Source organism: Streptomyces sp. NPDC050625 (assembly GCF_040654755.1).
Taxonomy (GTDB): Bacteria; Actinomycetota; Actinomycetes; order Streptomycetales; family Streptomycetaceae; genus Streptomyces.
This window is the reverse complement of sequence record NZ_JBFAIQ010000023.1, coordinates 134,775-145,859: the sequence shown is the minus strand read 5'-3', so window position 1 is coordinate 145,859 and position 11,085 is coordinate 134,775. Positions and strand designations below refer to the sequence as shown.

The following is an 11,085-nucleotide window of genomic DNA, read 5'->3' as shown; positions in this document are numbered from 1 at the left end:
TACGACAGCGCGTACGAGGCGGTGGTCCTGGCCGAGGGACGCCGGGCCCGACTCGACAAGGCCATCGCCGCGATGGCCACCGACTCACCGTGGTCCGCGGTGGTCGCCCGGCTCGGGTGCCTGCGCGGAACCGACACGCTCACCGCCTTCGCCCTGGCCGTGGAAATCGGCGACTGGGAGCGGTTCACCGGCGCGAGCATCGGCGCCTACCCCCGGGCTGGTACCGAGTGAGTCCTCCAGCGGCCAGTCCCGTTCGCAAGGACCGATCACCAAGACCGGCAACTCCCATGCCCGCAGACTGCTGGCCGAAGCCGCCTGGCACCACCGCAAGCGCTACCGGGCCGGGGCCACGATCCAATCCCGCCGGCAACGCGCACCGGCCGCAGCGCGCGCCCGCGGACACCCGGGCAACCAGCGGCTCAACCAGCGCTGGAAGACCTTCATCGCCCGCCACAAGCGGCCGGTGGTGGCGAACGTGGCCATCGCCCGCGAGCTGGCCGGCTGGTGCTGGTCGCCGGCCACCCTGCCCGACTGAGACGGGCCCACAGACCGGCCGGCGACCTGATGGCGGCAGCGTGAGGAGCGACCCGCGGCAGCACTATGAGCAGCGGTGACAGCCGCCACGCTCGATCTCCAGACCCCCGGAAACGCTCCCGCCGAACAGCCCGTCCTGCGGCAACCAACCCGCGCATATCAGCATGGACCACGCGTCGAGACCGACACGCGCGCCACCAGGCACCGACCGGCCCCATGCACACAAGCGGCGCCCGAGACCCCGATGCCGGACGCCGCTGAAGGCTGCCCCTTGACAGACCGGCCCCACATATCAGTGCTGGATTCCCCTTTCGCTGGGGAACCGGGTGATTTCGAAACTTCCGCCGTACGTCGTCGCCCCACCGGGTCGAGGGGCGGGGCGACGACGACTGCCAGCGACCGACTCGCCCCCGGGAAAGGGCGCACGAGAGCCAGGACGCGGCGGAGCCCGTCAGCGGCGCATCGGAAGAGGCCGCCGCCGACGGTCGACTGGATCAGACCGCAGCAGCAGTCTTCTCAGCGACGAGGTTGAGCGCAATGTCGACGATCATGTCCTCCTGGCCGCCGACCAGACGACGCTTGCCGCACTCCATGAGGATCGAGCGAACATCGAGGCCGTAGCGCTCGGCCGCAGCCTCCGCGTGACGGAGGAACGACGAGTACACACCGGCGTAGCCGAGGGTGAGGGTCTCGCGGTCGACGCGGACCGGGCGGTCCTGCAGCGGGCGGACGATGTCGTCGGCAGCGTCCTGCAGCTTGAAGACGTCGCAGCCGTGCTCGAAGCCCATCAGATCGGCCACCGCGATGAACGGCTCGATCGGGCAGTTGCCCGCACCGGCGCCGTGACCGGCGAGCGAGGCGTCGACGCGGTAGACGCCGTTCTCGACCGCGACGACAGAGTTGGCGACCGACATCGAGAGGTTCTCGTGGGCGTGGATGCCGATCTCGGTGCCGGCGTCGAGGACGTCGCGGTAGGCCCGGACGCGGGCGGCCACATCGTTCATCGTCAGGCGGCCGCCGGAGTCGGTGACGTAGACGCAGTGGGCACCGTAGGACTCCATGAGCTTCGCCTGCTGCGCGAGCTTCTCGGGCTCGGACATGTGGGAGAGCATCAGGAAGCCGGAGACGTCCATGCCGAGCTCGCGGGCAGCATTGATGTGCTGTGCGGAGACGTCGGCCTCGGTGCAGTGGGTAGCGATGCGCACCGAGCGGACGCCCAGGTCGTAGGCGTGCTTGAGGTCGTGAACCGTACCGACGCCTGGCAGGAGCAGGGTGGTGAGGCGAGCGTTCTTGATGACGGAGGCAGCCGCCTCGATCCACTCCCAGTCGGTGTTCGAGCCAGGGCCGTAGTTCACCGAGCCGCCAGAGAGGCCGTCGCCGTGGGCGACCTCGATGGCGTCGACGCCGGCCTCGTCGAGAGCCGCGACTATGCGCTTGACGTCGACCGGGGAGATGCGGTGGCGGACGGCGTGCATGCCGTCACGCAGGGTGACGTCCTGGACAAGGATCTTGGTGCTCATGCGAGGGCTCCTTCCAGCTTCGCCGCAGCGATGCGCTCGGCGACCTGCAGGCCGGCCGAGGTCATGATGTCGAGGTTGCCGGCGTACGCCGGGAGGTAGTCAGCGGCACCCTCGACCTCAAGGAAGACCGAGACCTGGTGTGTGGCCCGCGTGCCGTCGGTGGACAGCGTCTCGACGGGCTGGTCAGTGGGGATCGCGTTGATCTGCACGTCCTGCTTCAGTCGGTAGCCCGGGACGTAGGCGGCAACGTCGGCGACCATCTCCGCGATCGACTCGCGAATGGCGTCATGGGTGGCTTCGTCGGGCGCGTCGACCAGAGCAAAGACCGTGTCACGCATGATCAGTGGCGGCTCAGCCGGGTTGAGGATGATGATCGCCTTGCCGCGCTTGGCACCGCCGACCTTCTCGATCGCACCCGACGTGGTCTCGGTGAACTCGTCAATGTTGGCGCGCGTGCCCGGGCCTGCCGAGCGCGAAGAGATCGACGCGACGATCTCGGCGTACTCGACCGGGACGACGCGGCTGATCGCAGCGACGACAGGGATGGTGGCCTGGCCACCGCACGTGACCATGTTGACGTTCTGAGCCGTCAGGTGCTCGTCGATGTTGACCGCCGGCACGACGTACGGACCGATGGCCGCGGGCGTGAGGTCGATCATGATCTTGCCGTGAGGCATCAGCTTTTCGGCGTTGGCAATGTGGGCGCCAGCCGACGTGGCGTCGAAGACGAACTCGATCTCATCAAAGTCGTCCTGCGCCATCAGGCCGTCGACTCCCTCGTGCGTCGTACACACGTCCTTGCGGCGAGCACGCGCCAGGCCGTCCGACTCCGGGTCGATGCCCACGAGGACCGCCATCTCGAGCTGCTCCGAGCGGAGCACCTTGATCATGAGGTCCGTGCCGATGTTGCCGGATCCGATGATCGCGACCTTGGTCTTCTTCATGCTGTGCCCCTTTCCGCGGCAGCACGTGATGTTCTGGTGACCTGAGTCTCACATCATCGGGAATATGATGACTATGGTTTCGTTCCGCTGAGCGGTACGCTTTTTGTCATGTACTCCGGTAAGGACCCGCTCGACACCGTTCTGGGCAAGGCGGTCGCCCTGATGCGGTCATTCGGCCCCGAGGACCGGGTCCTCTCCCTCTCAGAACTCGCCCGCAGGGCAGGCATCGCAAAGACGACGGCGCACCGACTGGCCAGCGACCTTGTCGAGTTGCGCCTGATGGACCGGACCGACGATGGCTACCGACTGAGCGGCGGCCTCTTCGAACTGGGCATGCGCGCATCCGTCGAGCGGAGCCTGCTCGAAGTCGCCATGCCGTTTCTCCAGGATCTCTACGAACGGACCCGCGAGACTGTCCACCTCGGGATCGCCGAGGGCAGCGAGGTCATCTACGTCGCCAAGATTGGTGGCCACCGGCAGGCACGGACCCCATCCCGAACCGGAGGGCGCATGCCGATGCACTGCACCGCGATCGGCAAGGTCCTGCTGGCACATGCCGACGCCGAGGTGCAGCAGGCAGTCCTGACGAGCCCGCTCCCCCGCCGCACACCGCACACCATCGTCAGCCCAGGCCTGCTGGCACGACAGCTCGAAGGAGTCCTGGAAAACGGCATCGCCTGGGAGCGCGAGGAATCGACGCCCGGCCTCGTCTGCGTGGGAGCGCCGGTGCTCGACGCGAGTGGCACGCGTGCCGTGGCGGCCATCAGTGTGACCGGCCCCATTGGCCGCTTCCGACCCGAGGCACACGCATCAGCGGTGCGCACTACATCCACAGGACTGGCCAGCATGCTGATCCGTCGCGATCACCACGCGTGAAAGCGCGCACGCCGACCAGTCCGTGAATGATCAAAGCTTGGCAGCCCAGTCGTCGACCGAGATGACGGTCGCCTGCTGCGGGAAGAGTCGGTTCATCAGCGCGTCGTGCAGCACCGGGTCCGGATCGGCACAGGCGTCCGAGAGCACCGTCAGCTTGTAGTCCTGGTCGCAGGCGTAGCGGACGGTGGAGACCACCACGCCACTCGTCACGATGCCGCCCAACACGAGGTGGTCGATGCCGCGACCGCGCAGCACCTCGGCAAGGTCACTCGCAAAGGCACTGATGCGTCGCTTGACGACGACCGGCTCCCCCGGCCGGCGGCCCAGCTTGGCGTGCACCTGAGTGCCCGGCCCGTTCTCGTCGAATGCCTCGCCGTACTCCGCGAGAGCCGCGAATGCCGGGTTGTCGAGCCGCACCTCGGGCAGACCCGGGCGCCATGCGACACGTACGAAGATCACGTCGATCCCGGCCGCCCGCGCAGCATTGGCCGCGACGCTCGCCCGCTCGAGCGCAGGGCACTCGTGCCCACCAACTGCACCCAGCGTGGTCGCCTGGAAGTCCATCAGCAGCAGAGCAGTAGCCATGTTCATCCTCCTAGAGGCGCCGTCTCCGTGCGCCGAGCGGGTCCGCACCCAGCTGGATGCGATACTCCCCATACTGTAATTACTCTGCATATAATAAGTAGGTGACTTGGATCAGGCGTGGACCACGGGCGACGTTCGCGTTGCTCGCCTGCAGCGTCTGCTCCTACGCGCTGATGCAGGCTGCCTCCGTACCGACACTGCCCGTGATCCAGGCCGAGTTCCAGACCACACAGACATCAGCCACGTGGACGCTCACGGCTTTCCTGCTGACCTCGTCCATTGCGACGCCGATCCTTGGACGACTCGGAGACGCGTTCGGGAAGCGGCGCGTACTGCTGGCCGGCCTGGCGGCAGTGGTCATCGGCTGCTTGCTGGCGTCCGCCTCGCAATCCATCGGCATGATGATCGGCGCCCGGGCGATTCAGGGACTCGGCGGCGGGATGGTGCCGCTCGCGTTCGCGATCGTCCGCGACGAGTTGCCTGCGGAACGGGTCGTCGGCGCGATCGCCGCGTTGTCCGCGATGATCTCCGCTGGATTCGCCACTGGCATCGTCGTCGCCGGAATCATCACGGCACACCTCGGCTTCCGCATGCTCTTCCTCCTGCCGGCGATCTTCACCGCTCTGACCTGGTTGGCCGTCCTGCAGCTGATTCCGAACTCGCGGGAGACCGTGCCAGTTCGCCTGCCCCTGTTGCCCGCGGCTCTGCTTGCAGCCTGGTTGAGCACGTTGCTCCTGGGTGTCAGCTATGCACCCCGCTGGGGATGGACATCGCCTCGATTGCTGGCATTTGCCGCAGCAACCGCGGCGCTTGCCACCGGATGGGGATGGGTCGAATGGCGCGCGAGCGTCCCGATGATCGACCTCCGATTGATGAAGATGCGAGGAGTCTGGACCGCAAATCTCGTCGCCCTCATGACCGGAATGGCGAGCTTTGGCGCATTCCCCTTCTTCCCCCAGTTCAACCAGACGCCGCCAGAGGCGGGGTACGGCTTCGGGGTGTCCGTCGTGGTCGCCGGCTATCTCTTGCTGCCAGCCTCGGCGATGTCCGCGGTCGCAGGCGGTGTATCACCCTGGATTGCCCGACGTATCGGGAGTCGCGGTGCCATTGTCGCCGGCGGCTTGATCTCGGCCTGCGCCCTCGCCTCGGCCGCCCTGCTGCACGACGAGATGTGGCAGGTCGCAGTCGCGACGGCCCTTACCGGATTGGGATCGGGAATCGTCTTCACGTGCCTCGCCAACGCTGTCGTTGCAGCCGTTCCGCCGGAGCAAACGGGCGTAGCGACCGGCACCAACGCCAACCTCCGCACGATCGGCGGCGCCGTTGGCTCTGGAGTCATGGCCACGATCCTCGCCGCACACCTCCAGCCCTCCGGCTATTCATCCGAGGCTGGATACACGAACGGCTTCTTGTTCCTCGCCATCGTCTGCCTCACGACAGCAGCGTGCGGCTCGCTGATCAGCCGCGACCGAACCCGAAACCAGCCAGAATACCGACGCTATCCAACCCGCGGTAATATGGCTCATTTGGAAAGAGTTCGACCCTATGATTAGTGATCACACTTTGCCGCAGACCTTGACGTACACCTGGCCTAGGGAGATCCGCATGTCACCGTCCATCGAGCGACCGCGCAAGCAGTCCGAGATCGTCGCTCGTGCCATCACCGCTCAGATCATCTCGGAGGAGCTCCCTGAGGGCACGCGCCTGCCGAACGAGAGCACGATGCTCGAGTCGTTTCAGGTCGGCCGCAGCACGCTGCGCGAGGCCTTGCGACTCCTCGAGAGCCGCGGCGTACTGACGATCCGATCGGGACGCGACGGCGGCCCGATCGTGCGCAACCCGAAGGCCTCCGACCTGGGCGAAGCGCTGACGCTCCTCCTCCAGTTCAAGAAGGTCTCCTTCTCCGAGGTGTTCCACGCCCGCGAGATTCTCGAGCCGCTGCTTGCGCGCCTGGCCGCCGAGCATATGACGCCAGAGATCCTCGACAAGCTGGACGCGAGCATCGAGCGCATGGCGGCGAACCTCTCCAACCGCGAGATCTTCCGCGAAGAGACCCTCAACTTCCACGACCTCATCGCATCCGCCGCTCAGAGCGCCATTCTCGAGCTCATCGTCGGCGCGCTCGAGTCTGTCGCGGGCGGCCTTGCGTACGGAGCGGTCCCCGCAAACTTCACCGACGAGATGCGGTCCGAGGCGCTGGCCGCTCACGAGCGGATCGCTGCAGCTCTGCGGAGCGGATCGCTCGACGACGCGGAGAAGGCGATGGCCGACCACCTCGCGGTTGGCGGCGAGTCCTGGCGCAAGGTCTACGACGACCTGAGCCGCATGCCTGTCCAGTGGGCTTCGATCGACGCACGCTTCACGAAGTAGTGCCATCGTCGGCGGCCGTTGATGCCGACCATTTCCGGCCGCCGACGATGGCGTGACCGAGGCTAGTGCTGGATTCCTCAAAGGGTGTACACAAATCGGCGCCGTAATCGTCGGGTTGGCGGTGTGGGTCTGCCCCAGAGCCAGGGGTTGGCACGGAAGTTGAGCTGGTTTGTTGCCAGGGCAGTGGCGTATGCGATGCCCTTGCTGTTGGCGAATGAGCGGCCGGCGAGGGCGGCTTTGCGGAAGATGCGCCACCAGCCCTCTTGCAGGTTGAGCCAGCACGCGCCGACGGGGATGAAGGCGTGGTGGATGCGGGGGTGGTCCTCCAGCCAGGTCCGGGTGGACACGCTGTTGTGACTGGACAGGTTGTCGGCGATGATCCAGATCTCCCCGTCGGGGTTGGCGTCCTCGAGCAGGTGCAGGAACTGCTGGTAGAAGGCGCTGTTGCGGGAGGGTGCGGTCATCGTGACTGCCTGGCCGTCGGAGGGCCGCAGACCTCCGTAGACCCAGGTCTTCTCCGGTCCGCGGCTGTAGTCGAGTTCCGCTTTGATCCGGTGTCCGTCCGGTGACCAGGCGGGTGCGGGCGGGAAGGTCCGTGGAATCACTGGCCCCAGCTCGTCGGCGCAGATCACCGTCGCGCACTCGGGCGGATGGGTATAGAAACCGATGATCCGCGTCCTTTTGGGGCGAAGTCCGGATCCTTCGATCGCGTCCAGGACCGGGTGCGGCGCCGGCGCACGCCCTCGGTGAGCAGGACGCGGCGGACCTGTGAGCGGCCCACCTCGATCCCTTCGGCCCGTGCTGCCGCGGCGAGGGAATCCAAGGTCCACTCGGGTGGCCCCGACTCGTCGAAGGCCCACAGCTCCCCGACGGGCTCCCACCTCAGACGCCCTGGCGGCACGGTCTTGACCAGGGAGATGATCCTCGAGCGTTCCTCCTCGGTGATCCGGCGTTTGCGGCCCTGCCCGCCCAGATCCTCCAGCCCTTGCAGGCCGGAGCGGTTGAAGCGGTGCAGCCAGCACCGGACTTTTTTCTGGCTGCAGCCCAGCTCCACCGCGATCGCCGGCACCCGCAACCCCGACCAGCTCAGCTCGATCATCCGCGCCCGCATCACTGCATCGCGTGGAGCTTTCCGCGCCCGTGACAATCGGCGAACGACAGCGCATTCGTCCTCATGACGTCCCGGCCGTGCCCGTAACACCATCGCCCAGCACCCGCCCCGAGCACCTTCAACTACCCCGCCACCAGGACATATACCCAGCCAAAGCGGAATCCAGCACTAGGTACCTCGGTCAGTTCAGGGGGTCACGCGGGGAAAGTCGCCGTGACCGTGCCGAGTCCGCTGATGACGACCTGGACCTCGGCGCCGGGAATGATCGGCCGCATCGGCCCCAGGGCGCCCGACAGGATGACCTGCCCTGCACGGAGGGGCTCGCCGAACTCTCGGGCCTTCTCAGCCAGCCAGATGACGGCATTGATCGGGTCGCCGAGACACGCAGCGCCAGTGCCCGTGGTCACTTCCTCACCGTCGATGTGCATGGACATCGAGACCTCGGCGGGAACGAACTCGTCGAGCGTGCGCCGCTCCAAGCCGAGCACGAAGACACCCGACGAGGCGTTGTCGGCAACGGTGTCAGCGAAGCTGACGTCCCACGCAGCCACGCGGCTTCCGCACACTTCGATCGCAGCGACGGCGTAGTCGATCGCACCGCGCACACGCGCGGCATCGAGCACGCCATCAGCGAGATCGTCCTTGAGCACGAAGGCGATCTCGGCCTCAGCCATCGGCTGGAGGACCGCATCGAACGGAACACGGTCGCCGTCCGCGAACTCCATGTCGCCAAGGAGGACGCCAAAGTCGGGCTGGTCGACACCGATCTGCTTCTGCACGGCCTCCGAGGTGAGTCCGATCTTGCGGCCGACCACCGTGGCCCCGGCCGCGAGACGCGCATCGATGTTGATGCGCTGCACGGCGTACGCCGCCTCGACATCATCAGAGCCGATGAGGTCCCGCACCGGGACGCCGGCAATTCCAGACTCTGCTGCGACCCGGAGTCGCGTCGCAGCCCGGGCCAGGTTCGTGTCGCTCACGGCGGTGAGGTTCGTGTTGTTCATGGGTGTCTCCTCAGAGGTCCTTCTGGATGCCGGCAAGCAGCTGGCGGGCCATCACGATCCGCTGCACCTGGTTGGTGCCCTCGTAGATCTGGGTGATCTTGGCGTCACGCATCATCCGCTCGACGGGGTACTCGTTGCTGAAGCCATAGCCACCGAGCAGCTGCACGGCGTTGGTGGTGACCTCCATGGCGACATCCGAAGCGAAGGCCTTGGCCGCGGCACCGAAGAACGTCAGGTCCTTGTCGCCACGCTCGGAGCGTCCGGCGGCGGCGTACGTGAGCTGGCGGGCGGCCTCGATCTTCATGCCCATGTCGGCGATCATGAACTCGATGCCCTGGAACGACGCGATCGACTTGCCGAACTGCTTGCGCTCTTGGATGTAGCCAAGCGCGTAGTCGAGCGCACCCTGCGCGACACCCACAGCCTGCGCGGCGATCGTGATGCGGGTGTGGTCAAGGGTCTTCATGGCGTACTCGAAGCCCTTGCCCTCGGCACCGATCAGGCGATCAACCGGGAGACGGACGTTGTCGAAGTAGACCTCACGCGTCGGCGAACCCTTGATGCCCGTCTTCTTCTCCTTCGCACCGAAGGAGACACCCGGGTCGGACTTCTCGACGACGAAGGCGCTGATGCCCTTCGACCGCTTGTCCGGGTCGGTCATCGCCAGGACCGTGTAGTACTCCGACTCCCCCGCATTGGTGATCCAGCGCTTGGTGCCGTTGAGCACCCACTCGTCGCCATCACGGACAGCCCGGGTCTTCTGGTTCGCAGCGTCGGACCCGGCGTCCGGCTCGGTCAGGCAGTAGGAGAAGCCACCCTCGCCGTTCGCGAGCTTGCCAAGGTACTTCGCCTTCAGCTCCTCCGAGCCACCGATCTGCACCGGCAGCGAGCCGAGCTTGTTGACCGCCGGGATGAGGGACGCCGAGACGTCGGCCCGGGCGACCTCCTCGATGATGATCACCGTGGCCAGCGCGTCAGCGCCGGCACCGCCGTAGGCCTCAGGTACGTGCGGGGCGTAGAAGCCCGTCGCCAGCAGCGCGTCGTGCGCCTCCTGCGGGTAACGCGCCTCCTCGTCGACCGCAGCAGCGGCGGGAGCGATCTTGTTGTCACAGATCTCACGGATGGCAGCGCGGATGTCCTGCTGCTCCTCGGAGAGGGCGTACATCGGGTAGTTGTCGGTCATCGTGCAACCTCATAGGGGTAGAAGCCGTGGCCGCTCTTCTTGCCGAGGAGTCCGGCGTCCACCATCCGCTCGAGGATCGGCGGCGGGGAGTAAAGCGGCTCCTTGAACTCGTCGTAGAGCGAGACGCCGATGGCACGCACCGTGTCGAGACCGATGAGGTCCGACAGCGCGAGCGGGCCCATCGGGTGACCGCATCCGAGGGTCATGCCCTGGTCGATGTCGGCAGCGGAGGCGTATCCCGCCTCGTACATCCGGATCGCGCTCAGCAGATAGGGAACGAGGAGGCTGTTCACGACGAAGCCGGCGCGGTCGGTTGCCTCGATCGGCTTCTTGCCGAGGACGTCGCTCACGAACGTGCGCATGCGCTCCATTGACTCGATCGACGTGGTGAGGCTCGGAATGAGCTCGACGAGCTTCATGACCGGGGCCGGGTTGAAGAAGTGGACGCCGAGGACGTTGCCGGTCCGGCCCGAGACGGCGCCGAGCTTGACGATCGGAATGCTGGAGGTGTTCGAGGCGAGGATCGCGTCGTCCTTCTCCAGCAGGGCGCCGACCTTCGCGAAGAGCTCGAGCTTGGTTTGCTCATGCTCCGAGGCCGCCTCCACCACGAGGTCGCGGTCGGCGAGCGCCACGATGTCCTCGGTGACCACGATGCGCGCCAGGGTCGCCGCGAGGTCGTCGTCGCTCAGCTTGCCGCGCGAGTGCGCCTTCTCGAGGCTGCCACGAATCCGCGCCTCGGCGGTCCGCGCCGCCTCGGGGCTGACCTCGATCACAACGACATCGAGGCCGGAGCGCGCACACACCTCAGCGATACCGGATCCCATGAGGCCGCCGCCGATCACACCAACGAGCTGGATCACTTCTTTCTCCCTCCGGACGTGGGTCACCGACGAGCTTCGTCGTGTGTGATGCAGGATATTATGGCTATGATTATCATCATGTCCACCCGATTCCCGGA

11 protein-coding genes and 2 pseudogenes are annotated in these 11,085 nt (G+C 66.6%); 5 read left to right on the top strand and 8 right to left on the bottom strand.

From position 1 onward, the window contains the following. A pseudogene (locus AB0I54_RS35965) lies at positions 1–231 on the top strand (IS110 family transposase); the annotation flags it as partial. Further along, positions 215–328 (top strand): annotated as a pseudogene (locus AB0I54_RS35960) (transposase); the annotation flags it as partial. The pseudogenes AB0I54_RS35965 and AB0I54_RS35960, both read left to right, overlap by 17 nt. Positions 329–1,028: 700 nt before the next feature. On the opposite strand, the gene dmpG reads toward AB0I54_RS35960, so the two are convergent. After that, positions 1,029–2,054: a 4-hydroxy-2-oxovalerate aldolase gene (dmpG, locus tag AB0I54_RS35955; protein WP_363300456.1), complete on the bottom strand. Its 1,026-nt coding sequence runs from the start codon at positions 2,052–2,054 to the stop codon at positions 1,029–1,031. Then, on the bottom strand, positions 2,051–2,998 hold the full coding sequence (locus AB0I54_RS35950; RefSeq protein WP_363300455.1) for an acetaldehyde dehydrogenase (acetylating): 948 nt from the start codon (positions 2,996–2,998) through the stop codon (positions 2,051–2,053). The genes dmpG and AB0I54_RS35950 overlap by 4 nt, the downstream gene beginning before the upstream one ends. 108 nt (positions 2,999–3,106) lie before the next feature. On the opposite strand from AB0I54_RS35950, the gene AB0I54_RS35945 reads away from it, so the two are divergent. Beyond that, positions 3,107–3,874 (top strand): IclR family transcriptional regulator, encoded by a 768-nt coding sequence (locus tag AB0I54_RS35945; RefSeq protein ID WP_363300454.1) that lies wholly within the window; start codon positions 3,107–3,109, stop codon positions 3,872–3,874. A 30-nt stretch (positions 3,875–3,904) separates the two neighbouring features. On the opposite strand, the gene AB0I54_RS35940 is transcribed toward AB0I54_RS35945, so the two are convergent. Beyond that, a complete protein-coding gene (locus AB0I54_RS35940) occupies positions 3,905–4,459 on the bottom strand; it encodes a cysteine hydrolase (protein ID WP_363300453.1) in 555 nt (184 codons plus the stop codon). A 101-nt stretch (positions 4,460–4,560) separates the two neighbouring features. On the opposite strand from AB0I54_RS35940, the gene AB0I54_RS35935 reads away from it, so the two are divergent. Together AB0I54_RS35935 and AB0I54_RS35930 are read left to right on the top strand one after the other, a co-directional pair. Further along, positions 4,561–6,012, top strand: a complete 1,452-nt coding sequence (locus AB0I54_RS35935; protein WP_363300452.1) for an MFS transporter — start codon at positions 4,561–4,563, stop codon at positions 6,010–6,012. 52 nt (positions 6,013–6,064) lie between these two features. Then, positions 6,065–6,829 carry a FadR/GntR family transcriptional regulator gene (locus tag AB0I54_RS35930; RefSeq protein ID WP_363300451.1) on the top strand — a complete coding sequence of 255 codons (765 nt, stop codon included), beginning with the start codon at positions 6,065–6,067 and terminating at the stop codon, positions 6,827–6,829. Between the two features lie 77 nt (positions 6,830–6,906). Here the strand turns inward: AB0I54_RS35930 and AB0I54_RS35925 are convergent, their stop codons facing one another. The 5 genes from AB0I54_RS35925 to AB0I54_RS35905 form a co-directional block, all read right to left on the bottom strand. Next, positions 6,907–7,434 carry a transposase gene (locus AB0I54_RS35925; RefSeq protein WP_363300450.1) on the bottom strand — a complete coding sequence of 176 codons (528 nt, stop codon included), beginning with the start codon at positions 7,432–7,434 and terminating at the stop codon, positions 6,907–6,909. Positions 7,435–7,457: 23 nt separating this feature from the next. Next, the gene (locus AB0I54_RS35920; protein ID WP_363300449.1) at positions 7,458–7,940 is read right to left on the bottom strand and encodes a helix-turn-helix domain-containing protein; all 483 of its coding nucleotides are present in this window, start codon (positions 7,938–7,940) and stop codon (positions 7,458–7,460) included. Between the two features lie 194 nt (positions 7,941–8,134). After that, positions 8,135–8,944 carry a fumarylacetoacetate hydrolase family protein gene (locus tag AB0I54_RS35915; protein ID WP_363300448.1) on the bottom strand — a complete coding sequence of 270 codons (810 nt, stop codon included), beginning with the start codon at positions 8,942–8,944 and terminating at the stop codon, positions 8,135–8,137. A 10-nt stretch (positions 8,945–8,954) separates the two neighbouring features. Beyond that, complete coding sequence (locus AB0I54_RS35910; RefSeq protein ID WP_363300447.1) at positions 8,955–10,127, bottom strand: acyl-CoA dehydrogenase family protein; 1,173 nt, start codon at positions 10,125–10,127, stop codon at positions 8,955–8,957. Next, positions 10,124–10,987, bottom strand: a complete 864-nt coding sequence (locus AB0I54_RS35905) for a 3-hydroxybutyryl-CoA dehydrogenase (protein ID WP_363300446.1) — start codon at positions 10,985–10,987, stop codon at positions 10,124–10,126. Before AB0I54_RS35905 ends, AB0I54_RS35910 begins: the two co-directional genes overlap by 4 nt. Positions 10,988–11,085 lie beyond the last annotated feature (98 nt).

Bases quoted from the DNA above. Each gene is read 5' to 3' on its own strand.
- dmpG (WP_363300456.1), bottom strand. From the start codon at position 2,054: ATGAGCACCAAGATCCTTGTCCAGGACGTCACCCTGCGTGACGGCATG.
- AB0I54_RS35950 (WP_363300455.1), bottom strand. From the start codon at position 2,998: ATGAAGAAGACCAAGGTCGCGATCATCGGATCCGGCAACATCGGCACG.
- AB0I54_RS35945 (WP_363300454.1), top strand. From the start codon at position 3,107: ATGTACTCCGGTAAGGACCCGCTCGACACCGTTCTGGGCAAGGCGGTC.
- AB0I54_RS35940 (WP_363300453.1), bottom strand. From the start codon at position 4,459: ATGGCTACTGCTCTGCTGCTGATGGACTTCCAGGCGACCACGCTGGGT.
- AB0I54_RS35930 (WP_363300451.1), top strand. From the start codon at position 6,065: ATGTCACCGTCCATCGAGCGACCGCGCAAGCAGTCCGAGATCGTCGCT.
- AB0I54_RS35920 (WP_363300449.1), bottom strand. From the start codon at position 7,940: ATGCGGGCGCGGATGATCGAGCTGAGCTGGTCGGGGTTGCGGGTGCCG.
- AB0I54_RS35915 (WP_363300448.1), bottom strand. From the start codon at position 8,944: ATGAACAACACGAACCTCACCGCCGTGAGCGACACGAACCTGGCCCGG.
- AB0I54_RS35910 (WP_363300447.1), bottom strand. From the start codon at position 10,127: ATGACCGACAACTACCCGATGTACGCCCTCTCCGAGGAGCAGCAGGAC.